Origin of the sequence: Pseudomonas sp. 5Ae-yellow (genome assembly GCF_014077575.1) — a bacterium.
Taxonomy (GTDB): domain Bacteria; phylum Pseudomonadota; class Gammaproteobacteria; order Pseudomonadales; family Pseudomonadaceae; genus Halopseudomonas; species Halopseudomonas neustonica.
Genome location: NZ_JACGWE010000001.1, coordinates 1 through 23581, shown reverse-complemented (window position 1 = coordinate 23581; position 23581 = coordinate 1). Strand labels below are relative to the sequence as shown.

23 protein-coding genes and 1 pseudogene are annotated in these 23581 nt (G+C 56.2%); 8 read left to right on the top strand and 16 right to left on the bottom strand.

The window, feature by feature from the left end; genetic code table 11:
* Positions 1-250 precede the first annotated feature (250 nt).
* The 8 genes from H4J77_RS00120 to H4J77_RS00085 form a co-directional block, all read right to left on the bottom strand.
* On the bottom strand, positions 251-838 hold the full coding sequence (locus tag H4J77_RS00120; protein ID WP_182246449.1) for a S26 family signal peptidase: 588 nt from the start codon (positions 836-838) through the stop codon (positions 251-253).
* Positions 835-1368, bottom strand: a complete 534-nt coding sequence (locus tag H4J77_RS00115) for a DUF2840 domain-containing protein (protein WP_182246447.1) — start codon at positions 1366-1368, stop codon at positions 835-837. Before H4J77_RS00115 ends, H4J77_RS00120 begins: the two co-directional genes overlap by 4 nt.
* The gene (locus H4J77_RS00110; RefSeq protein ID WP_008294922.1) at positions 1365-1616 is read right to left on the bottom strand and encodes a hypothetical protein; all 252 of its coding nucleotides are present in this window, start codon (positions 1614-1616) and stop codon (positions 1365-1367) included. The genes H4J77_RS00115 and H4J77_RS00110 overlap by 4 nt, the downstream gene beginning before the upstream one ends.
* Positions 1613-2251 (bottom strand): ParA family partition ATPase, encoded by a 639-nt coding sequence (gene parA / locus H4J77_RS00105; protein WP_182246445.1) that lies wholly within the window; start codon positions 2249-2251, stop codon positions 1613-1615. Before parA ends, H4J77_RS00110 begins: the two co-directional genes overlap by 4 nt.
* A 286-nt stretch (positions 2252-2537) precedes the next feature.
* Positions 2538-3407 carry a replication initiator protein A gene (locus tag H4J77_RS00100; protein WP_182246443.1) on the bottom strand — a complete coding sequence of 290 codons (870 nt, stop codon included), beginning with the start codon at positions 3405-3407 and terminating at the stop codon, positions 2538-2540.
* 14 nt (positions 3408-3421) lie between these two features.
* The gene (locus tag H4J77_RS00095) at positions 3422-3706 is read right to left on the bottom strand and encodes an AlpA family transcriptional regulator (RefSeq protein ID WP_182246441.1); all 285 of its coding nucleotides are present in this window, start codon (positions 3704-3706) and stop codon (positions 3422-3424) included.
* 83 nt (positions 3707-3789) lie between these two features.
* Positions 3790-4587 (bottom strand): DUF2285 domain-containing protein, encoded by a 798-nt coding sequence (locus tag H4J77_RS00090; RefSeq protein WP_182246439.1) that lies wholly within the window; start codon positions 4585-4587, stop codon positions 3790-3792.
* A 322-nt stretch (positions 4588-4909) separates the two neighbouring features.
* The gene (locus tag H4J77_RS00085) at positions 4910-5257 is read right to left on the bottom strand and encodes a DUF2958 domain-containing protein (RefSeq protein ID WP_182246437.1); all 348 of its coding nucleotides are present in this window, start codon (positions 5255-5257) and stop codon (positions 4910-4912) included.
* A 284-nt stretch (positions 5258-5541) separates the two neighbouring features.
* Here H4J77_RS00085 and H4J77_RS00080 point away from each other — a divergent pair, with 284 nt between their 5' ends.
* The 6 genes from H4J77_RS00080 to H4J77_RS00055 all read left to right on the top strand — a co-directional run bounded on the left by H4J77_RS00080 (position 5542) and on the right by H4J77_RS00055 (position 13827).
* Positions 5542-5832, top strand: a complete 291-nt coding sequence (locus H4J77_RS00080) for a helix-turn-helix domain-containing protein (RefSeq protein ID WP_182246435.1) — start codon at positions 5542-5544, stop codon at positions 5830-5832.
* On the top strand, positions 5829-6791 hold the full coding sequence (locus H4J77_RS00075; RefSeq protein ID WP_182246433.1) for a patatin-like phospholipase family protein: 963 nt from the start codon (positions 5829-5831) through the stop codon (positions 6789-6791). The genes H4J77_RS00080 and H4J77_RS00075 overlap by 4 nt, the downstream gene beginning before the upstream one ends.
* Positions 6792-6803: 12 nt before the next feature.
* Positions 6804-7697, top strand: coding sequence for a nucleotidyltransferase (locus tag H4J77_RS00070; protein WP_182246431.1), 894 nt, complete (start codon positions 6804-6806; stop codon positions 7695-7697).
* A gap of 64 nt (positions 7698-7761) precedes the next feature.
* Complete coding sequence (locus H4J77_RS00065) at positions 7762-9507, top strand: hypothetical protein (protein ID WP_182246429.1); 1746 nt, start codon at positions 7762-7764, stop codon at positions 9505-9507.
* Between the two features lie 75 nt (positions 9508-9582).
* Positions 9583-12867 (top strand): AAA domain-containing protein, encoded by a 3285-nt coding sequence (locus H4J77_RS00060; RefSeq protein WP_182246427.1) that lies wholly within the window; start codon positions 9583-9585, stop codon positions 12865-12867.
* 150 nt (positions 12868-13017) lie between these two features.
* Positions 13018-13827 (top strand): hypothetical protein, encoded by an 810-nt coding sequence (locus H4J77_RS00055; protein WP_182246425.1) that lies wholly within the window; start codon positions 13018-13020, stop codon positions 13825-13827.
* Between the two features lie 42 nt (positions 13828-13869).
* Here the strand turns inward: H4J77_RS00055 and radC are convergent, their stop codons facing one another.
* The 6 genes from radC to H4J77_RS00025 form a co-directional block, all read right to left on the bottom strand.
* The gene (radC, locus tag H4J77_RS00050; protein ID WP_182246423.1) at positions 13870-14379 is read right to left on the bottom strand and encodes a DNA repair protein RadC; all 510 of its coding nucleotides are present in this window, start codon (positions 14377-14379) and stop codon (positions 13870-13872) included.
* Between the two features lie 443 nt (positions 14380-14822).
* Positions 14823-16106 carry a hypothetical protein gene (locus H4J77_RS00045; protein WP_182246421.1) on the bottom strand — a complete coding sequence of 428 codons (1284 nt, stop codon included), beginning with the start codon at positions 16104-16106 and terminating at the stop codon, positions 14823-14825.
* Positions 16107-16120: 14 nt separating this feature from the next.
* On the bottom strand, positions 16121-16939 hold the full coding sequence (locus H4J77_RS00040; protein WP_182246419.1) for a TIGR02391 family protein: 819 nt from the start codon (positions 16937-16939) through the stop codon (positions 16121-16123).
* 25 nt (positions 16940-16964) lie between these two features.
* On the bottom strand, positions 16965-17270 hold the full coding sequence (locus H4J77_RS00035) for a DNA-binding transcriptional regulator (protein WP_182246418.1): 306 nt from the start codon (positions 17268-17270) through the stop codon (positions 16965-16967).
* Complete coding sequence (locus H4J77_RS00030) at positions 17251-17634, bottom strand: type II toxin-antitoxin system RelE/ParE family toxin (RefSeq protein WP_182246417.1); 384 nt, start codon at positions 17632-17634, stop codon at positions 17251-17253. The genes H4J77_RS00035 and H4J77_RS00030 overlap by 20 nt, the downstream gene beginning before the upstream one ends.
* 118 nt (positions 17635-17752) lie before the next feature.
* Positions 17753-18952 (bottom strand): site-specific integrase, encoded by a 1200-nt coding sequence (locus H4J77_RS00025; RefSeq protein ID WP_182246416.1) that lies wholly within the window; start codon positions 18950-18952, stop codon positions 17753-17755.
* A gap of 177 nt (positions 18953-19129) precedes the next feature.
* On the opposite strand from H4J77_RS00025, the pseudogene H4J77_RS00020 reads away from it, so the two are divergent.
* A pseudogene (locus tag H4J77_RS00020) lies at positions 19130-20041 on the top strand (IS3 family transposase); the annotation flags it as partial.
* A 301-nt stretch (positions 20042-20342) separates the two neighbouring features.
* Here H4J77_RS00020 and H4J77_RS00015 read toward each other — a convergent pair.
* Together H4J77_RS00015 and H4J77_RS00010 are read right to left on the bottom strand one after the other, a co-directional pair.
* On the bottom strand, positions 20343-21140 hold the full coding sequence (locus H4J77_RS00015) for a class II glutamine amidotransferase (protein WP_182246415.1): 798 nt from the start codon (positions 21138-21140) through the stop codon (positions 20343-20345).
* Positions 21141-21226: 86 nt separating this feature from the next.
* Positions 21227-22333, bottom strand: a complete 1107-nt coding sequence (locus tag H4J77_RS00010) for a DUF2855 family protein (RefSeq protein ID WP_182246414.1) — start codon at positions 22331-22333, stop codon at positions 21227-21229.
* 480 nt (positions 22334-22813) lie between these two features.
* Between H4J77_RS00010 and H4J77_RS00005 the strand changes: the two genes are divergently transcribed.
* Positions 22814-23497: a wax ester/triacylglycerol synthase domain-containing protein gene (locus tag H4J77_RS00005; RefSeq protein WP_182246412.1), complete on the top strand. Its 684-nt coding sequence runs from the start codon at positions 22814-22816 to the stop codon at positions 23495-23497.
* Positions 23498-23581: the final 84 nt, after the last annotated feature.

The window sequence follows — 23581 nt, the reverse complement described above, 5'->3', positions numbered from 1 at the left end:
CCTTTTGTCTTGCCTTCCGCCTTTGCCCTTCGCTGTCGCTCCGGGCAGCGGCGGCCCGGGGGCGCGGTGCTGCTGGCAGCCAGCGCGCCGGCGAACACAGCCACGACCACAGGCCGGGCATGTTCGAGGCAAGACGCCTGCACGTTGGAAGGCTGCGCGGATGCGCTCGCACTGCACGCGCGATAGCACGGCGACGCGCCATCAAGGAAGAGCTTCGATGTCACGCTGAACCACAGTAAATCGGCGGCCATCATGGACGTTTCTCCAGCCAGGCAGGGCTCGCAACACCGATCACGGCAGACACGCTGACCGGACCAAAATAGCGACTGTCAAACGACGCTGGGTTGGTCACGCTCAACAGGAACAGTTCGCCAGGTTGAAGCTGCCGGCAGTGCGGCCAGGCTTGTAGCTCCCGGCCAAGCCGGTCGGTGTGCAACAAAGTCGCCACCAGTACACCGTCGATGCGTATCTGATCGGCCGAAATGCATACATGTTGCGGTGCGACTGCACCCACACGTTTCAGCAATGGAATGTGGTCTGGCAGGTAACCACGCCGCGCGGCGAGCTCAGCCGTTTCTGGCGGTAATGTGGTCAGGACGATGCTGCCGACTTCCAGCCGATGTGACAGCGAATCGGACGAGTGTTGCAGCGGATCGAGGCGATACCAACCCACGGCCACGCTGTCCGACGGGTTGTAGGTCAGGCGCGGCAACGGCTGCACGAAGGACGCCCAGGCCAATGCAGCTAAGCCGCAGACGGAAAGAACTATCAGCAAGATGCGCACGCTCAAGGGCGAGCGAGAACGCAATGCGGGGCCAGTATTAGACACGACGGTCATTGCAGCGCCCTCCCGGCCAGCCAGGCGGCATGTCGCTCGGAGGTGTACTCGGGCAACGGAGAACGCGCAGCAAGCCGATTGGCGAGCGTACGCCAGTACGCGGGTGGCACCGTTGCCGGTGCAATACCTTGTGCCTCGATAGCGTCGATGCGTTCCAGCATAGTGCGCACCCTGTGGTCGCCTTGCGTGTGCAGCAGAAGACGCGCGCCGGGCTTCACACCAGGGATACGCTGCATGGCATCTCGCGGCAGACCAGACTGCATCACCATGAGTTGCCAACGCACAGTGCCGTAGTCATTAGCCTGCCAGCGGATGCGGCAGAATATGGCGTTTGGCAGGAACACCGCCACGCGCCGCCAGCGATCGAATCGAATGATGCGTACGGGTTCACCGAAGCGCAGGTAAAGCTTGAAGCGGGATTCGAGATAGGCCAGCGAGACGCGCGTCAGCGGTGCGCTGTCGGCCTGGCCGGGGAACGAGACAAGCGGTGGTCGCGATGCAACTGGTGCCGTCGAAGGTTGTGTGTTCATGATGGGTTCTCCGGGAACTCGCGTTCCAGCAAGGCGCGCAGTAACTCGGCTACGGTCACTCCCTGCGTGAAGGCCGAGACCTTGATGCGCGCCCGCATGGCGGGCGTGATATCGAGGGTCAATCGGGCGGTGTAGAGATCGCCCTTGTTGAGTGCGTCGGCGTCGCCTTGGCGAATCCATGCCTCCGCCTGTGGATTGGCGGGAGGACGCGCACCGATGCCGACGCGTTTGCTGTGCGCCTTGCTCATAACGGCCACCGCAGCAGTTCATCCACCAGCGCCGTGATTTCACGTGCGGCGATGCTGTCTGACGCCGTTTCGCGTGCCAATCGGCCAGCGGCCACGCTGTCGGCGAAAACGATACGCTGGCGCACTTCAGCGCGCAGTACGGGCAACGGCTGTTCGGCCAGTGCCTGTCGTGCTTCACGCCCGATCACCGTGGTGCTGACGCGCCGATTGATGACGAAGGCCGCAGTGAGCTGCGGGCGGAACATTTGTGCCTCGCGAATCAGCGCCATCATCTCGGCAGAAGCCCATAGGTCGTAGGGGCTCGGTTGCACCGGGATCAGCACCCGCTCGGCCGCCAGCAGTGCGGAGCGCGCCAAGGCGGCAATCCTGGGCGGGCCATCGATAATGACGTGATCGGCCCTTCTGGCGAGTTCTGGCGCTTCTTGATGCAAGGTCTCACGGGCGAGACCCACGGCACTGAATAGCCTGGGCAAACCTTGCTGGCTTCGGCGCTGTGTCCAGTCCAGTGATGATCCTTGCGGATCGGCATCCAGCAGGATGACGTTCTGACCGCGCAGCGCTAGTTCGCCGGCGATGTGGGTAGCGAGCGTAGTCTTGCCTACGCCGCCTTTCTGATTGAGCAAAGCAACGATCATGGCGCGGCCCTCCGTACAGGAAAGTAATACCTTGAACAGCCTGAAAAACGCTTTTGTTGTTGCTGGTTGACGTTTATCCACCGATTCAATAGCGGTTTATTATTATTGGTTAGATAAGTTTTTAAGTTAGATATAAAGTTAAGGGCCGAAAAAGTATTTATAAACCAGTTTGTTAGACTAAATTCTCGCGGCTGATAGCACGATACCGGTGCGCCTGATAGCACGAGTCTTAGCGCGCCCGATAGCACGAGCCCGTTCACAGCTTGTTCTGCTGCCATCCCCAGACTTATCCCCGTGCCGTTTGCGGCACGGGCCGGAAGGCGAGAATCTCCGGTTCGCCGGGCCAGCGTTCGATGGACAGCTCGTAACCAGGCAGTGACTGCTTCGCTACCAGGGCGCGCAGGTCGCGGGCAAAATCGCGCGGCTGCGCCAAGCTGCCGGACTTGCGATACAGGTAAGGGACATCGAACTGCCAACCGTTTGCCTGCCGACCGCCATGCTTGCGAACCAGCCGGTACAGCCAGCGCTCTATACCGCCGGTGAGCCGAAAGTATGTCGGGTCGATGGTCAACACCAGTGCGGCATCGAGTACGCCCGCATAGAACCAGTCCGGCAAGATCAGCTCGATGCCTAGCGGCTTGCCGTTGGCATCGGCCAGTTCTTTCCACTCGTTGATCCAGGAAAACCGGTGCAGGCGCCGCCCGGTGGTCTCTCGGATGGAGGTGGCCACCGTGGTCGATTGCAGCCGGTCGAATGCGGCTTTGAGGCGCTGGTAGTCGCGCAGCGACGTACCGCGCCCGATAAAGCGCAGGATCTCGTAGGGCGTGGCCTGCATTCGACGTGACGGCTGGATGCCCGCATCGCGGGCTTCGACAATCTGGCTGGCGGCCCAGATCAAGATATCGGCATCCCAGATAGTGGCGATGCCGTGTTCCTGCGTGCCCTCGACACGAATGGTGATCTTGCCGCTGCGAAAGTCGATCGGCGCCGTGCGCCGCGACTTTGCCAGCGAGAAGAACGGATAGGCCATCAGGTCCTGGGCGTCGCGCGGTGCCATATCCTCGCCCGGCAGTGCGCGGAACAAATCGAGCTGTTCTCGCTGTTGCACTGGCCGCTGCCAGGGCGGCGGCGATGAGCTGAGTTTGACGCTGGGCACCGGCGAGCCGTCGATCAGCGGCCATCACGGTAGTCACCCGCGTGGCGTTCGGCGTATTCGGGGTCGGAGGTGGCCTCGTAGCTGCGCGCATCGGCCCACGCATCAAGATCAGCCACAGCGTACATGACACGGCGGCCGAATTTACGGAACTTCGGCCCGCCGCCGATCACGCGCTGCTTTTCCAGCGTACGCGGCGACAGACGTAGATATGCGGCGGCTTCGTCGTTGGTTAGGTAGCGTTGTGGCTGCGCGGGCGCAGCGGCAGTAACGGCGGCAGGTCGTAAAGGAGCGGGTCGCATGGGATGTACCTCCATCGGTTGAAAACGTCCGGCCACACAGCGCGGCCGGATGGAGGCAGTCTCAAGAAACACGGGGCTCTTGTTCAGGGACGTTTTGCGGTAACTGCAGCGCGTCCCTGCTCAACCGGAGGAAGTTGTACCAAGCGGCGATAGCCGCCGCGCATCAGCGCATTACCCCTGCGGACCAACCGACGCACGCGGGCGCGCAAGGCGCTGTCGGCATGCCAGTCATAGGCGATGGCATCAGCCCCGAGCAGCCCTTCGGCTACTTCACGCAATGACGCGCCCGCCAAGGTCGCGTCGAGTGCCTGCAAGGTGTGTAGCTCCAACAAAGGCGCCAGGGATGGTCGAGGCCATGTCAGCGCCACAGGAGGGATGCCGGTGACGGTTGCCAGCTTACCCAGCGAGGCCGACAACCCCTGGCAGCGTGCGCGGGACGTGCTGGATGCTCGGATGGCATAGGCGTAAGCCATGCCATCGGCCAGGTCGGGCGCCAAAGCAAAGCGCAGACAGACACCCGGCCAGCGGGCCACCAGTATCAATCGCCGCCCATCGTGGACCAGGTGCTTGTGGCCCGGAAGGCGCCAAAGCGTGAAGACTTCCGCATCGAGTGGTGGGTCGACATCTGGATAGAGTTGGAGCACTGCATCGTGATCGGGAAACCAGGTTGGATGCGCGTCCCGGGCATCCAACGCAGGATTTTCTAGCAGGCGCAGCCCCCAGTGATGCGCTGCATCTGACCGGCGACGACGGCGTAGCCAGTCCCGGCGGTAATCAGGATGGCGACGCAGGTATTCCCATGCCCGCGCTGGACCATCCAGGTGCAGGACGTAGAGATAGGCCGCTGTCGGATACCAGGACGCGGCGTTGTGACCAGCCATGGTGCAACCTCCCTCGGCTTGAGGTACGTCGCCACTGCGGATACGCGTGCTATGGAGCGATCATCAGAATGTCATGGGTCCAACGATAAACTGTTAGCGTCAAGACCGATTGGCTCCGAGCTATTGCAAGTTTCGTCCGAATGCGACGGCGGCCTGCCCCAAAATGGCGTGCCGCATCGGCCAGCCTGCCAAAAGCCACGCCGGGGATCATGACCGTTTCGATCCTGAACGCCCTATTTGGATGCAATATCGCCCATCCAGACCGTAAGGGTCTGGAGTCAGACCCAAAACGTCATAATACGCTACCGTTCGCCCTTACAGCTCAGTCGATGATCGAGCCGCTTTCCTCGGCGAGCAGCAGGTATTCCGACAGCCGTCGCACCGGCTGAAAGTAGCGATCGCGCATCACGAGCTGCCGGTGCGGTCCGACGATGGATCTCAGATCGGACAACTTCACTGTTCCCAGCTCAGGCATGCCGATCCCAAGGTCGATCAGGCCGTGGGCGGTGTCCCCGTCGGCAGGATCGAGCGAGGCCAGCAGCCAGGTAGCGTGCGCATCCGGGGTGAATAGACATACCACTGGCATCGGGTCCAGGGATTCACCGTTGGTGCGAGCGTAGCCGTTGGTGATCAATTGCGCACGCTCCGCGTCGGTGATGAGCAGAGTCATGGTCGCACGCCTTCCCCAAAAGAACAGAACCACCAAACCGCTTCACCATTTGTACGTGAAAACTCAAAAGCGCAACCCCGCGAATCAGCCGAAGCGTAGAAGCGTGAAGGCGCATTGGCGTAAGTCTGGAAAGGCACAAATACGACTCCTCGGATTTGGCGAGATCCGCAAAAGCGGATTTCCGTAAAAACACGAAATGGGGATAAACTCAAAATGAACACTATAGATTGTAGCCCTATAGTGCGCAACGAGTTGTCATCTTGGGTTTTGAGAGGAAACCATAGGTGGCAGCAGAATACTCATTGGCGAGGGCGTTGAAAGCAGTCCGGAAAGCGCGTGGCTTGAGCCAAGAAGCGTTTTCCGATGTGTCGAGCCGTACCTACATGAGTACCTTGGAGCGCGACCTGAAAAGCCCGACCCTCAGCAAGCTGGCCGAACTGTGCGAGGTGATGGAGGTGCATCCACTTACGTTACTAACGCTGGCTTATACGGAGAACGACCAGCACAAAACTAGCCAGTTGCTGGATAGAGTCCAGCGTGAATTGGATGCGATCGTGGAGGGTACAAAGGAATGAGCGTCTCCAACTCCTCACCATCGCTGGCCACCGAGTACGCTTGCGACAATGTATGCCGTGTCCTTGCTCTTGATGGCGGTGGCGCAAAGGGCTTTTATACACTGGGCGTTCTCAAGGAAATTGAGGCCATGCTTGGATGCCCACTATACAAGCGGTTCGACCTTGTATTCGGCACGAGCACTGGGGCGATCATTGCTGCACTCATCGCTCTAGGATATGAAGTAGACCAGATACACGCTCTCTACACCGCGCATGTGCCGCGAGTTATGTCCAGCCGATCAGCTTCGGAAAGAACAGCAGCACTTCAAGATTTGGCGAAGGAAGTGTTTACAGACAAGACTTTTGAAGATGTCAAGACGGGTATCGGTATCGTCGCTACCCGTTGGGTGACCGAGCGTCCCATGATCTTCAAGGGTAGCGTTGCGCAGGCACATGGCCGCAAGGGAACCTTCAGTCCTGGATTCGGAGTCAGCATTGCTGACGCAGTGCAAGCGTCTTGCTCGGCCTATCCATTTTTCAATAGGAAGACGGTCGTCACTGCAGCCGGCGACAAGATCGAATTGATCGATGGAGGCTATTGCGCAAACAATCCCACCCTTTTTGCAGTAGCAGACGCGACTGTCGCCTTAGAAATGGAACGCAAAGATATTCGGGTCGTGAACGTCGGCGTCGGTACTTACCCTGAACCAAAGCCGGGATTACTGATGCGGATAGCCAAAAAATGGCTTGCCGTCCAGTTGCTTCAGAAGACGCTTGAGATTAACACTCAATCAATGGATCAGTTGCGCAACATTCTATTCAATGACGTTCCAACAATTCGTATCAGCGATACCTTTGAGCGCCCAGAAATGGCGACAGACTTGCTTGAGCACGACCTTGATAAATTGAATCTCCTTCGACAGTGCGGCAGTGAATCGTTCGCAGCGCATGAGGCACAGCTAAAGGAGTTTTTGATATGAGGGAGGCAGAGCATGGGAATACCTGAGTCACAGCTCGAAGTCTGGTCCCACCAAGGATCTATCAAGCAGTCAGCTGCAACCTACCATTGCATCAAAGATGCACTGGAGACTGCGAGTGCTGCGTACCACGGCAAGAACTATCAGGTCTTCCTGCAAGGCTCCTATGGAAACGATACAAACATCTACTCCGAAAGCGATGTGGATGTGGTCATACGACTCGATGATGTTTACTACACCGATCTGACATCGCTTTCGCCTGAAGATAAAGCGATATATGACCAGGCAAGTATTCCGGCCACTTACGCATATGACCAGTACAAGAAGGATGTAATTAAGGCGCTTACTGACCGTTTTGGCTCTGACGTCAAGGTCGGAGACAAGGCCATTGCCGTAGCGGCGAATGGTAGCAGACGGAAAGCCGATGTCATCGCAGCGATGCAGTTCCGGCATTATTGGAATTTCAAGAGCAGCCAAAATGCGCAGTACACCGAGGGTATCTGTTTCTTCAATGGAGCAGGAGAACGCATTGCCAACTATCCGAAGCAGCACTCGCAAAACCTGACCGCCAAGCATCAGGACAGCAACCAATGGCTCAAACCTATGGTTCGCGTCCTGAAGAATATTAGAAGCAAGCTCGTTGATAACGGCACATTGCAACCTGGAATCGCCCCGTCCTACTTCTTGGAAGGCTTGCTCTATAACGTGCCGAACGACAAATTCAGCTCTAGTTATGCGGACGCCTTCGTCAACGCAATAAATTGGATTCAGAATGAAGCGGACAAGACTAAATTAGTGTGTGCCAATGAGCAGTACTACCTGCTCCGCAGTAGAGCGCCCAATTGTTGGGAAAGCGCTGACGCGGAGGCATTTATCAACGCCAGTATTGATCTCTGGAATACTTGGTGAGGTACGCCAAAAAACAATCATTCGCCGCTAAGACAACGCGGCCTACAAGCAAGCGGAGTTAGGAATGGGCGGTCGCGTCATCAACCTTTTTATGTGGGGATACCAAGAGCACTACAGAATACGTATTCAAATACTGGCTCGCGATGTCCTCAAGGTGCTGGGAGCACCTTCAGAGGCAGAGGTGCTTCTTGTTGGAGCGCTAAGACCCAATAGCGAGAACCGGAATCCGGTCTGCGTCGAGCCAGAAGCGGGAAAATGGCCCCTGTCACTATTTGAGGGCTTGCTCGATTCAGTCGAATCGACTTACCGCAACCACGATATGCAGAACCTGTTTTTTGGCGACGAGGCAAGTATGCGGGACAAGCCCGAATGGATGCGCCGAGATTCGGTACGTATATCTGTTGGGCAGGCTCTCCAGGTCTTCGACGCCGAGCACGATGTGGCTTCTTTCTGTGGCGAAGTCAGACGCATTGACGATTACTACATTACCCCGGTCATACAGATTCCAAACGCAACTTTTGTGCAGTTCCCACCGCTACCTTCCAAACCTGTCGATAAGGGACAGCAAGGAAGTGGGCTTCGCAGTTTGATACATGCAGCGATGCATGCCGTTCTTCATGAGGCTACTGAAGAGTTGCAGAACCCTCAGCCTGGACGATTTATCCAAAACAGCATGAGAGATGCAGAAGAAATCGTACGTATTGCTGCAAAGAATTTCCTGCATACTCCAGGACTCTCAATCGATAAACGGTACATTCATGCCGATCTTTTCAATGTATTGAACCTTATCTCATCTCTTATGTATGAGGGGGCGAAAGGTGTTGGTCAGCTTATTCTCGTCGATCCGGAGAACGAGGCGATCGAGTTCCTTGCAAAGTTTGCTCAGCCGGTTCCTTTTCGTGAGCCACGATGGGCGCGGAAGGTCTTGCAGATGGCGACAACAGGTGTTGGCATCATTGCAGACAGTCAGCGCATCTACGGACTTGGGAAGCTGAGGGATTCGCACGATTTCAGTGCGCAGGATGCGTTCACAGTTGCTTTTCTCGATCACTATCACTGGGAGTTGCGTTGCGGCAATCAAGTCCTGCTGCGCAGTCACTATGCTGTGCCTAAGCTTCCGCAGGAACCTTTCGACAAGGTTGCCTTCCTCTCAAACTATGCTCGCCTGTTTCCTCAAGCTTCACGGGAAAATGGATTGCACCTATGGAGCCTATTGCTGGCCCAGACTAGACAAGATTACGGCAGCATGATTGTCGTCGCTGCCGACGCAGCCAGCGAAGCACGACGGCTTAGCAAGCAGGGTACCTGTATAGATCCAACCTTGCTTTCTGAATCGTTGATGCAGAGTGTCAGTGGAATCGACGGTACCATACTGCTCGATCCCGCTGGCCTTTGCCATGCTATCGGGATCATTCTCGACGGCGAGGCGACCGATCAATGCACGCCTTCAAGGGGCTCTCGATACAATTCCGGCGTTCGCTACGTAAAAGCGAGCGGTCCCAGAAGGCTTGCCATTGTCGTATCTGATGATCGCACTGTCGACATTATTCCTCGGCTTCGACCGCTGGTTAGCCGTGCGAAGATAGAACAGCATATAGCTCGGTTAGAAGCGGCTACACTCGACAACTATCACGATTCTCGAAACTGGCTGGACGAACATCGGTTTTACATCAATAACGAGCAATGCTCTCGGATCAACAAGACAATCGAAAGATTGGATGCTCTTCCGAAGGAAGTGGGCTTGATCTACATCGGAACGGAAAAGTTTGAATCTCATCCCGAGATGGATGAAAGCTATCTTACTGACTAGCCGATTACTGCCGCGCGATGGAGGCGTAAGCTCCACCGCAATGGGCCTCACCACCTGTAGGAATAGGAAAGAGTTTTGAAAGTAGAGGAAAGCATTGTCCGGTATTGGCATGCCGTTGAATTGCTGCAACCGCAGTCTGCCCCTAAGTTGAAGAAACGCAGCAGTTCCTACAGTGCGTTCATTCACAACACGCCCATAGGGAGTCCTATCCCTCCTTGGTCAACGACAAGTATTGTTGCAAAGCAACAATTGCCCAAGCGGCGCGTCTGGAGCCACACACTCTTTGCCCATATCTATGACAGTCGGCGTATCACTGAACACCTCAAGGAAGTCTATGGCGCTGATCAGGCCTATCGTGAGCCACAGTATCGAGAGTCGGCCCTGTTCGCTGCGAAATTCACTATGACGGGTCAGTTCGTCGATGACAGTTTCGTGCTCTCCAGCGAAGCATGGTTTCTGGGGCGGGTGTTGACGGGAAAGGATTGGACCAGGGGGTTTGAGGAGGACCAAACAGCCATTGGCGATCATGTGAAAGTGCTGTTCGAGGGTCAGGTATCCAGCGGAGCGCTGCGTGAACTGACACACTGGATTCTCCAATACATCGGCGTAGCGGGTTTCTTTGGTGACATGGACGGCCACGTATTTCGCTTTCGCTCCCAGCCTGTCAATCCCAACAAGCCAGAGTCGGAAGACGATCCACTCAATAGCTTTCTGCTCGATGATCTCGACAACGTCGCCGACAGCATTATCAAGGGAGGAAAAAGCAATCCGTTAGATCAATACTTATATCGGCACGATGCACGGCTACGGTTGCAAATAGACCATGATCGCGAATCGCTACCACTAATCGATCGATTGATGCCAGACGCCTATCCCACGAGCTGCTGGCCCTCGGAACAGCATCTGGGGCTGGTGCATTCCCAGCAGTTGGCTGTCAATACGATCCTCGCCACACTTGGCAACGGACAAGGAGTGTTGGGTATCAATGGCCCTCCAGGCACAGGCAAGACGACGCTGTTGCGAGATTTGATTGCCGCCATTGTTACCAGCCGTGCCGATGTACTCGCCAAGCTATCCCGAGCCTCCGATGGGTTTATCCGAAACGGACGCGAAGCAGCCAATGATGGCGGTAAGGAACAGTCGTGCTTCAAACTCGATCCAGCTCTGTATGGCTTCGAGATCGTTGTGGCTTCGTCCAATAACGGCGCGGTGGAAAACGTCACGCTCGAATTACCCCAGCGCGACAAGATCGACGAGAGCTGGCTGCCCGAGGCGGAGTATTTCGCCGAGCTGGGCGAACTGGTGAGTGGAAAACCTGCGTGGGGATTGATTTCCGGTGCGCTGGGTAGCAAAACGCGGCGAAACAAGTTCGTGGAGCGCTACTTCTATGGTCAGCGCCCGTTCGGCAGCGACGACAAGGCGGACCCTGACGCCGAAGATGAGGCCGAACTAGATGATGAATTTGGCGACACGGTGAACGCCTTGTTTTCTACGCCTTCCTCGGCAGAGGAAAAGTTTGGTGCAAGCGAGGAGAACGACGAGGCACCGGCGGACAAGCAAGAAGGACCGAAAGGCTTTCTCGGATGGCTCAGTGCATGCGCTGAGGTCAACAAGACTCGCTCCCCGGAACAACGCCAAGCCTTGTGGCGGCAAGCCATCGCCGATTATGAGGCTGCCAAGACAGAGGTGCGCAAAACGTGTGCTGCTGCCAATCGCATCCGCGAGCTGATCCAAGCCCTCTGCAAGACAAGAAAGCAGGTCGCGGAGCAATCTGAAGCGCTACGTACTCTTGAAAGTAAGCTGGCTGATGCGGTCAATCAACTCTCTCGCCTGGATGCCGAAGAGAACCGTCCTGCCAGCATGGCGCTGAAACAGTGCTTGTATGAACTTGACGAGCATCAAGCGCGAAAGCCGAGATTTTGGGCAAAAGTTTTCAGTTTTTGGGGCGCACAGCGAGACTGGGATGCTAAGCGGAAACGGCTCGAAAGCCACCACGACTTGGCCAAATCCGAGTTTAGCCGGATAGCACGCCTCACCAAGCAAGTGGATGTTTCGCGGGAGAGCCTGGAAAAGCAGACGGCCGATACGCGACGTGCGCTTCAACGTTTGCGCAGTCAATGCCAAGCACACAAGCAAGATGCCATCGACGTGGCAAGGGAAGGCCAAGCCGATCACCTGCTCGCATGGCTGCAAGACGGCGCTATTGGTCGCGGCGATGCTATCGAGTTGGCCGAGCCTTGGCGTCTTGAAGGCTGGCGCCAAGCGCGTGCCCGCGTCTTCATTCAGGCACTCAAGCTTCATCGGGTGTTCTTTGAGTTGGAAGCTTCCCGTATGCGCTCCAACCTGTTTCTCATCAACGGAATGTTGACTGGCACCCGCTACCAAGGCTTCTCGCATGATGCTATTCGCTCGGCCTGGGCGTCGCTGTTCATGGTCGTGCCTGTATTGAGTAGCACCTTCGCGTCGTTTGCGCGCTCATTCGGCTCGTTGGGAGCCGGCGATATTGGCTGGCTGCTGGTAGACGAGGCTGGCCAGGCATCACCCCAAGCAGCGGTCGGCGCGTTATGGCGGTCCCGGCGTGCATTGCTGGTGGGCGATCCGCTGCAACTCAAGCCAATCGTCACCGTCTCCGATGCCGTGCTTGAACATATGCGCACACGCTACCAAGTCGATACACACTGGCTCCCCAATCGACAATCCGCACAGACACTGGCTGATGAAGCTACCCGCTGGGGGCGCATGGCTGGACCGGCCGATGGCAAGACTTGGGTAGGATTACCGCTGGTCGTACACCGACGCTGCGACAAACCCATGTATGCGCTCGCTAACCGCATCGCCTATGACGGTGCGATGGTGTATGGAACCCTTGCACCTCGCCCCGACAAGGAAACTCTCGCCAGCTTCTTGACCGGATGGATTCAAGCCAGCGGAACGTCACAAGACAACTGGGTACCAGCCGAAGGCAAAGCCCTTCAGGACTTGCTTGCGCTGTTGCATAGGGATGGCGTGAAGGCTGAAGACATTGTGGTCATCACTCCGTTCAAAGCCGTTCAAGAGAATCTTAGAGGCATGCTCTCTGACAAGATGGTATCCGGCACAATCCATACCATGCAGGGCAAGGAAGCGCCTATCGTTATTTTGGTGCTGGGCGGTAATACGGCTGGTTCGGGAGCCCGCAACTGGGCGGTTTCGGAGCCGAATCTTTTGAATGTGGCGACAACTCGCGCCAAACGACGCTTCTATGTGATTGGCGACAGAAACGACTGGAAGAATCGAGCGTTGTTTTGTGATGTCATGGATCTGTTACCACTGCAGACCACTTCGGAGCGCGAGCAGGAACAGACACCAATTTCCCCGTAGTCGCCCACTCGAACCGATGAGGGCGATCATAGTGTAGTTGGTGAGTGGTATGGAGGTACCTCAACGTCTATTAAATAGTGTTTGCTGAGATACCGACGAATTCGCTTTGACTCAATATGCTGTGGAGCACTACAACATTGAGGATCGACCATGAGTTCAACAGGAACAATGAATCCACAGCAGATCTGCGAAGACTTTCTCCGAAAGGAAATTCGTTACAACAGTGAACACCATATCCTGCCAAGCGAAAGCGCCGTCGCGGATCGGCTGCTAGATCGCGGGATTGAGATGAAGCACGTCTATCAAGAACTGCATGAAAAGCTTCACCTGCACCCACCAGCACTCTCGCTTCTCCTTGGTTTGGTTCTGAGTGCAGCCGCTTTCTGGAGCCCGGAGAAAATACAGAGAGCGCGAACTGCGCGAGACGATCTCACCAAAACCAATCACCAAATTGCAAAGAAGGCGGCCGAACTAACAATGCTGCTGGAGCGACGTTCTGACCTGCATAATACATCTGGCTTTAGTAGTGATACTCACTATCACGTCTGCGACGTGCTTGAGGCGGCCTCCCAGCACAATTATCTATTCACGTCTTATGTACAAGATCACCTGGATGCTTTGAGAGGACAATTTGACCTCAAGTACTGGCCTTCACTGAGCGAATTTTTGCAGGTATTAGCATTAGATGCGAAGACCGCCAACACGACTGCAACGGATCCCTTGACCGCTGCCGCAACTGCGGCAGTCCGTGCATCCAAGGCAGATTTCTTCAAAGCGCTGTTCGCCGCTATTGAGGAGAACTGCGCCGATAATTACGGCCGCTTACCAAACGGCTTCAAGCTTTCCGACCGGACACTGGCCTCACTAGGCAACTGCGCATTGGATCTTGACCCCGACGACTTGGTCGATGATGCATATATCAAACGATTCCGGCAGCGTGAACGCAGTGGAGCCAAGTAGCAAAGTCCGGCGAAGCAAAAAAGGGGGCCGAAGCCCCCTGGGTCAGATCAGGCCACGTTCGGCAAAGGACATAGTATCGCTACCGGCGACAATGACATGATCCAGCGAGCGTACATCCACCAGCGCCAGAGCCTCCTTGAGCCGATTGGTGATGGCTTCATCGGCACGGCTCGGCTCGGAATTTCCGCTGGGGTGATTATGCGAGAATATCACCGCCGCCGCATTGAGCCTCAGGGCCTCCTTGACCACCTCGCGTGGATACACCGAAGCACTGTCGATGGTGCCCCTGAACATCTCGGTGTATTCGATCAAGCGATGCTGCGAGTCTAGGAACAGTACTGCGAAGACTTCGTGCTCGAAACCAGCCAGCTTGGCACACAGGTACTCTTTGACAAGTCTTGGTGAGGTGAAGGACATACCACGCTGTATTTTCTGGTCGATGACCTGACGCGCGGCGTCAAGAATCTGATCTACCGACGCCGGCAGGTAGCGCCCTTGTGCGTCACGGACCAGCAGAGAGGAATCGAACGAGGAAAAGGACAGTTGTGTCATGATCGTGCTCCGGTTGCTCGGGCGGAATTGCCCGGAACCGGCGTCAGCACGGCGCAGCGCAAGCTGTCACAGGGTCATGAACGGCCATGGCCGCAAGCGTGCGAGCACGCGCAGCCCTTGACGGCGAGAACGCCGTGGTACGGTGAAGGGAACAGCAAGACCGCCCATACCCTACCCACTACATACACTCGCCCTTGGCAAGCGGAGCGCGCAGGCCCTTATGGGCCGGAGGCGTCAGGGATCAAAGCCAGATGGCCGCGATTCGGAACGAAGCGCGGGGCGTAGCCCGCGAGCCCGACGGCGGCACGCCGGGATGCAAATCTTGGGTGTGGATAAATTTCAAATAGTGTTCTGTATGCCACACTCGCATGGTGCCAAGCACCATGCAACGTCAGTCACGTAGGAAGCCTGGCTTGGCTACGCCGGAGTACTCATAAGGGGTTTCACACCTCGTGGCGGGCTGCTGTGCGATTATGTCTGAGATCTGAAACTACGGCGATCAACCTATTGACCGGCTCGGCCAATCGTTTCGGTAATACACGATGCTCGGAAAATCTTTTTTCATTGGCAATCCAGCGCTTCGCAACCCATATATCGTCTTCGGGGTGATTGTTGTCCACTCCGTTGCAATACTTGTAGCCAACAAGTGCATCGGTATGCGATAGCAGGATACGGGCCATGGTCATGTGAAAACGGTGCGCCTGAAGATCTGCTGGCCCCTTGGGGCGAGGAAGCGTCAGGCGAAGACATTTCTGATCATTGAAGTCCCTCCAGTCAGGCCCAACAACCTGCCCGGCACGCTCCAGCATCTTACGGGCCTGGTCGTTTTTACCATTGACTATCGCCACAGCAACAGTTCCCTTCGAATACTCCAGCTTTTCAGCCAGTAGATTCATCCAGTTCACCAGTTTGTTCAGCGTTTTATCGTCGGCAAACACCAGAAACTGATGGCGCTGCTCGTCGTCGAGAAACGCCGGCAATTGCGCATAGAGTGGGTATAGCAAGTCATGGAGATAGATGCAGGTCTGCCGGCGCCCTTGCTCATGGCTGCGGGTGGTCGCAGTCAATACCCGCTGCGCCCATTCCGGCGTAAGTTCGGGCAGGGTCATTTCGGTGATATCGATGGAGATGAGTGGGAAGCCGAGTGACTTTCCGATCAACGCCTTGCGACCGTCAAAGGCATGGCCAAGTTCGATTTCAACACCGCCAAGCACCATCGGCTCAGCCTGGACCGGCGGCCCAAGCACAGCCACGTCGAGCCGGAACTTGCTGCCAAAAGGCGTCTCTAGGGGATGTTCATTTGCCACTCGGTCGGCGCCAAGCAGCAAGTTCCCCTCCAGCGGATAATCCGATGAGTCCACATCCTTGAATGACCAGGGCATTGCAAGCCCAGCACGCAAGCGCCTTGAGAGTTCCTCCGCGACAAGTTCTTTCGCCCGCCGGTGTTCGGGGCTTTCTTGCACAACACGCCACCGGCTGGCTTCTTCATCATCGAAGTGCGCTTTAGGGTTAAAGGTGTGTTGGGCAGGGAGTACCCGAAAATGGGATCGCCGACGCAATTTTCCATTTTCAAAAGAGGGGCTGACCCACGTCACCATCTGTCGCGATCCGTCGGGAGAGACTAATGGCCAAAGCTTGCGCGCATGTTCACGGCTGCGTACACCACGTGCCAGTATTGTGGTTTGGAAAACTCCTTTCCGGGAGAAAACTACAATCGCCTCGTCCATTTTCTCTTCCCCGGTTACGCCGATACGGCAGCTAGTCTCGTGGCGCTATCCAGCTTACGATGAACCAGCGATACCAGCGTCAGGATGTCCAAGGCGTCCTGTTCGGACATAGGCCAATTCGTTTTCGCGGCATGGGCAAGCGGATTGCGTACCGCCCCAAACAGACCGATCAGCAGGTTTACAAAGCCTCTCTGCTCGCTTTTTTCAGACTCCGTACTCAGTGTCTTCAAGACAAGTACAGGTTGCTGACCGCCAAATGCCTTATTCACAAGGTCAGCACCATCGCCACTCAGACCCGAGAGCTGGCGAATCCGCTCGGCAACGCCCTTGGTCGCTTCAAATACCGCGTGAAAATAGTTCTCGTCCATGAGTTCTGCGCGACAGTAGTTCAGGACTTCTACATGCACAGCGCGACTTTCCAGTGCCGCCTTGAGTCGCCCGGCTCGTGCACGGGCTTCGTCCAGCGTATTGGCCTTATCGGCATATCCGACTTTGCCATCTTCACGCACATAGAAACCCGAGAAAGCCAAAACAACATTGAGTTCATCGCGGCGCCAGGCAAATGTCCCAGGATTGCTTGCGTAGCTCACGGGATTCATCGCGCGATTGATGAACATGATGAGATGGTTACCAACCTGATGCTGGTTCTGAGCGCCAGCCAACGCATTGAACAGCCGTTTCCATTTGGTCATGTCCGGGGATGAGTCGGCTACCTGGATCTCTTGTAACAACCGCCCGATCTGCGTGCCAGTCAGACCTTGTGCGGTGTCGGCAAGAACGCGGCAGGCAGCTTCCAGGTGCTGGGAGCTGAACGGGGCAATTTGTGACGCCACTATCTGTATCTCCGTCTTACACTCATCAGATAATGGCCTGCAAGCCCTTGTCAGCGATGACGTTGAGCAGCTTGAGCGCCGGGCCGGCTGGGTGCGTTTCACCCTGTTCCCACTTGCGTACCGTCGAGGCGGTGGTGTGCAGATGATGGGCGAACACTGGCTGACTGAAGTGCAGCGCTTCACGCAGACGCTTGATGTCGTCGGCGCTGAACTCGCGCACCGGCGGCGGGCAGATCGCGTCGAATTCACGCATCGTCACTTTGCTGATCGCGCCGGCGTCGTGCAATGCGGCCAGATCACCGCGCAGGGATTCAATGATTTTGCTCGTCACAACACACCTCCAGTAGAACACCAGCCTGCAATGCCTTCACCAACTCCTTGGCCGATAGCTCTAGAAATACCTTGCCGGCATATTGCAGCGCTTTTTTCTCGTCCCGCGTGATGTTCGCCTTGTCGCTTTTCGGGAACCCATGCAGGAATACATAACGGTGGCCAACACGGGCTGATAACAAGGTGCGGTAGCCACCGCTCTTACCCGCACCAGGGCGGGCGACCCGCTTCTTGTAAAGGTGGCCACCCAAATCGGCATCAATCAGCCCACTCTCCATTTCCTGGACTGCCTTGCACAAGGCTGTATCGGACAGTTTCTCGGCAGTTTGCCACCGCGCAAAGTCCTTTCGCTTCAAGACGTTCATACTCGTCCACCATCAAAACTATACCCGTAACGGGCATGATTGTCTAGCCCTTGCAAGTGGCAAGTAGCCACCCATCCCCAGAGGTCGGCAAGCCCGAACGCCGGGATACTCAGCCTGTTCATACGGAAGCCGCCTTGGCGTGTGTAGCCCCTGTAATCGTCTTGCGCCGGTTTGCCACCAGTTCGGCTGCCTCACGCACCGGATCATCCTCGGTGTGGATATAGCGCATGAACATGGTCACCGTCTTATGCGCGGTCAGCACCATGCCGACCTTGACCGGGATACCCGAGTTAGCGATGTCGGTAGCCGAGCGGTGGCGGATGCCGTGGGTGCCAACGTGAGGTACGCCAGCCGCTTTGAGCGTCCGGGTCCAACCGCCGTAGTACTCCCCATAGGTCAAGTGGGTAAGCGGGTTGCGCGGCGACGGCAGGACATAACGTGCACCGGGCTGCCGAGGCGCAGTGGAAAGCAGCCGATAGGCTTCCTCGCTCATGGGTTTGGACATACCACCGGTCTTGCTGTCGGGCCAGACCACCCGGCGGTTCTCCAGGTCAATCCATTCCCATTCGAGTAGCACGATTTCGGAGCGCCGGGCAGCAAACTCGAATTGCAGACGGATCGCCAACGGGACGACATCGGGCACCAAGCCCTCGGCCTCGATTTGGTCAAGGTGCTTGAATAGCTTGGCCATTTCTTCGTCTGTAATGAGGCGAGTGGTCTTTCCCCCGGTATACAGCGGAACGTGTCGGCACGGGTTCGAGCCATCAGGTCGATAGCCCCAAATCTCAGCCAGGTTGAACATCTTACGTAGGACAGATAGCGCCTTGTTTGCCTCACCCGGCTTGTAATCCAGTTTTTTCATCATCGCGGCCACGTCAGCGCGTTTCACATCCTGGACCTTCATCCGCCCCAGGATCGGGATAATGTTGCGGTCGATGTTGCCCTGGTAGCCTTTCTGCGTACTGGGTTTGTTGCGGTGCTTGGAGTAGTCCTCCATGAACTTTACGCACAGCTCCTTGACTGTCGGCGCCTTGCGCGCTTCGGCCTTGGCGGCCCCCGGATCGCCGCCTCGGCGAACCTCGGCCAGCCAGTTTTGCGCCAATGAACGGGCCTGTTCGACAGTCAACTCTCCGTACAGGCCCAGTGCTGGCTTACGCCGCTCACCGGCATTCGTCCGGTACTGGAGCATGAAGACCTTGCGGCCGGCCGGCGTGATCTTGCACAGGAAGCCGGGGACGAGAGTGTCGCGCAACTCGACGGGCTGCGCCTGGGGCTTTGCCGCATCAATTGCGGACTTGGTGAGTTTGATCTTGGCCATAGCTGACTCCTTGGAAAGACCCGTTTCCAGGAGCCTGTTAGGAGCCAAGCGGATGGAAGCCGGGTCAAGTTTCGGAAAGCACCGGCATATGATGAATTAGCCTAAGTTATTGATAAACCTGCTGTAGCGAGCTTAGGCGTAGTCCAGCGAAGTACGGTGCTGGAGTCATGGTGAAATAAAAAAGGCCGCCGCGTACTTTGCCAAGGAGTCCGGCTGAAGTACGCCTTTATCAGCCAACTATCCGCTGACTACTCGGTTCGACGCCTGTGCCTGACGTTGAAAGTACATCCTAGCGGTTACTACGCTTGGCTGGCTGAATCGAAGTCGGCACGAGCCAAGGACGATCAACGCCTGCTTGGACTGATCAAGCACGCGTGGCTAGAGAGCGGCGGAGTGTATGGCTACCGCAAAATCCACGACGACCTGCGTGAGCTTGGAGAAGCATGCGGCAAGCATCGTGTTGCTCGACTGATGCGCCTGGAAGGATTGCGCTCGCAGACAGGGTACCGACGTCGGCCGGGGCGCTATGGTGGCAAGCCTCCAGCGGCCTCACCGAATCATCTGGAGCGCCGATTCAATGTCACTGAACCCAACAAGGTCTGGGTCACGGACATCACCTACATCCGCACCTATGAAGGCTGGTTGTATTTGGCGGTGGTGCTTGATTTGTTCTCGCGGCAGGTAATCGGCTGGTCAATGAAGCCGCAGATGACCAGTGACCTGGCTATTGATGCCTTACTGATGGCCGTGTGGCGCCGCAAGCCAAAGCAGGAGGTGATGATTCACTCCGACCAAGGTAGCCAATTCAGCAGCGGTGACTGGCAGAGCTTCCTGAAAGCCAATAACTTGCTTGGTAGCATGAGTCGGCGTGGTAACTGCCATGACAACGCGGTAGCGGAAAGCTTTTTCCAGCTGCTGAAACGGGAGCGAATCAGGCGAAAAATCTACAGTACCAGGCAGGATGCCCGTGCTGATGTGTTCGACTACATCGAGATGTTTTACAACTCAAAGCGCCGGCATGGTTTCAACAATCAGCTGTCGCCGGTAGAGTTCGAGAAGCAACATTTACTGAGCCAGGAAAGTGTCTAGGAAAGCCGGGGCGATTCATATCGCCCCTCCCAGTCTCTAAGAGACAGAACTGAGCGAGTGCTGCCGCAGTGAAGACCTTTATCCGCAGTAGTGGTCAGATATTGTAGTCTTGGCGAAGTTTCACGAAAACTGCAATCAGGTTTACTCCGAGCAGCCGGAACGTTGATCAAGAGCTACAATGCCTTATCAGCTTGCTGAAGAGGTAATGTTCAATACCGTGAGGCCCGAAGTTACGTAGAAAACAGCGGTCTAACTGAGCGGTTTACGCGAAAAGTAAGTTGGCGAATACCACTGGTTGGTATTAGATCGATCTTAGACCCTGTGTTATAAACTCCCCTCGAATCACCATCTCCCCCTCCCGCCACAACCGCCACTCCCCCGGCTCATAAGTGGTCCACCGCTCATTACTCGTCAGCGGCTCAGTCGCAATAACAGTCACCACGTCTGCTGAGGTAGTGTGCTCGGTGAAATCGATACTCACTTCCACATCACTTAGATGCGCAGCGCCGAAGGGCGCGCGGCGGGTTATCCAGTGGAGTTTGCTGGTGCAGAGGGTGTATAGCCAGTCGCCGTTGCTGAGCATGATGTTGCATACCCCTTTGTCGAGCAGGGGCTGGTAGGACTGGCTTAGCTGTTCTATCAGCTCGGTCGTTGATGGTGGTTCGCTGAAGTGCGCGGTGAGGGTGTTGAGCAGGTGGCAGAAGAGGGCTTCGCTGTCGGTATCGCCCACGGCGCTGAACTGTCCGGTCTTTGGGGTAAAGTCGGTCAATTGGCCGTTGTGGGCGAAGGTCCAGTATTGCCCCCAGAGTTCGCGGGTAAACGGATGGGTATTGGCCAGGCTGACACCGCCGACGTTGGCTTGGCGAATATGGCAGATGACGTTTTCCGACTTTATCGGATAGGACTCGACCAGTTTGGCGATGGCGGAGTCGTGGCAGGGGTTCGGGTCGTGAAAACAGCGCACACCTTTACCTTCGTAAAAGGCGACGCCCCAGCCGTCGCGGTGCGGTCCACTGCCGCCGCCGCGACGCATCAGCCCGGCAAAGCTGAAGCAGATATCAGTTGGTACGTTTGCGCTCATACCCAGCAGTTCACACATCGCTTGCCCCGGCTGTTACAGATTGAGTGCAGAATTAACTCAGTTTGCTGCTGCGCTGTAAAGCCGGGTTGAGCGCGTTGGCGTTATCACATGCGCATGATGACGCCCTGCTGCGGGCTGACCTTGCCATCCAGGGTGTTCAGGTAGCCTTGTTTGATCGCTTGCTCGCCTGCCAGCTCGCTGATGTCCATCCAGGCGCTCACTGAGCCAACCAAGGGCTGCCATAAGCTCGCGAAGCGGGTCATCAATGCGGCCGCACCCAGTTCCTTGGCTCTGGCTTCCCAGTAGCCTGGCGCAAAAAATACCTGTGGCGCGGGTCCTGGCAAATCCTTTTCTGCGCCGCGCTGATCCCAGTGTGCTGCGCCGACCAATGAGCTAAAGCGCAGGTTATCGGCAAAGTGCTTATGCACCTGCGCCAGAACTGTGCCGTTGCCGGCAAAGTCGACCGATACACTGGGCTGGCTGGCATCCAGATCGCCGATCTGATCATAGCTCACTACTTTGTCGTAGTAGCCCAGGTTACGGACAAATTCCAGGTTGCTGTTTGACGTCAGCGCGGTAATGGTCAGGGGCTTGCCGCGTTTAGCCCGTTGATGCTGGAGCATGAAGGCCAGCCCGAGCGCGGTTTTGCTGGACGCGCTGGTGAGGATGATCTGGTCTGCAGCAAAAAAGTCATTTTCAGCCAGGTAATCATCGAGCAGAAAAGAGGTAATCAGCAGCGGGCGCAGCAACATCTGCAGCGCCTCTGTTTCCTTGCGATACGCTGGATCGCGAGCAGTGAACTGATACTGGTTGTAGGCCAGCGCCAGATGAGCCCGGTGGCTACTTTTGTCGGTAAAGGCGTTGTCGGTCAGGTCACCGGGCTGCACCTTCAGCTGTGGCGCCATCGGTAGATAGCCGTAAACCCGGGTGCCTTTAGTGATGCTCGGGTGCTTGCTGGCAGTCACGTCAGCAAAGCCCCATACCGGAATCTGCCCCCAAGGCTCCTCTACCGGGAAGAAGTCCCAGTATTGGAAGCGTTTGCCCAGCGCCGCGTAGGTAATGTTGTTGGCCGTAAAGGCAGCGCGATCGACCGCTAGCAGGGCCTCACCCTCGTTTAGATCCGCTTCTTTCAATAGCGGCTGATGCAGCTGTTGGCAATCATGCAGATCGTTCTGGTTTACGACAAAGCAATCGCCTGCAGAGTTAAACATGCTGAGCTCTCCTTGAGAGGTGTCCGGGTTCTGAATGTGTGGCACGTGGGTAAGCCTAGCTTGCCGGGTAATAGCTGCGTGGTCTGCATCAAATCATCGGAGAAATGAGGTGGGATAAGGAGAGGCGAGATCACGCTGGATCAGCGATTTCCTGCTCTTTTTTGGTGCTTGCTGCCAGTTGCGCTAGATCATAAATAAAAAATGTATCTTTTTTTTATTATTTTAAAAGGCTCTGGAAAGAGGTTTTGAGGCGCTTTTTTTGCGGGCTACGGGGCGCGCTGTAAGCGCTGTGACCTATTGGTCACAAAATTGCATTATTATATTTAGCCTCAAATAGCATCGTTTCTGTTTATGGCTGTTTTTTGGTGCGTTTTACATTTCTGGCTTAACTGCTTGACTTGAATCAATGCCTGCCGTGCGAATTACGGCGACGCTTGACGATGAATCGAATACACCTTATCCGGTACGAGGATTGCGAAAATGAAACAGCTCACCCCTATGGACTCTCACTTCTTTTACTTTGAGGCGCCCAATCAACCCATGATGATTGGCAGTCTCTGGCTGTGTGATCAGAGCAGCGCGCCAGGTGGGCTGGTTCGACATAAGGAAATCCTGCAGTACATTTCTGACCGACTGAATACCACCTCGTTCTTCCGTCGCCGGCTGGAACAGGCACCTTTCCAGCTGGATGATCCTTACTGGCTGGATGATGAGAATTTCGATCTGGAGTATCACGTTCGCCACGTGGGCCTACCGCAACCGGGAGACTGGCGTCAGCTGTGTATCTTTACTGCGCGTACTATGTCCCGCAGCGTCGATATGGAGCGCGCACCCTGGGAGATCTACATCATTGAGGGCGTCAACAATGTAGAAGGTATTCCGCCCAACAGTTTCGCCGTGCTGATTCGCTTTCATCATGCCTATGTTGACGGCAAGGCCAGCCTGGAGCTGACGACCGCCATGATGGAGGAAACAGCCGAGCATGAGTACGGTCGCCGCGACCGCGTTGAGGTAGCCGAGCGCTTGCCAACCAAACTGGAAATGTGGGCGCGCACCACCCCGCGGATGATGGGGCAGACATTGCGTAGCATGAAAGCCGGGTTAACCGTCGGGCGCAAGGGGCTAGCCCGGATTTCTCATGAGGGGATAAAAGAAAGCGGCTGAAAGTGCTATAGTTTCAGGACCTTACACCGTTCACCAAGCACCAACAGCCGCTATCCAAAATGGTACCTGAAAAACTGACCTTCT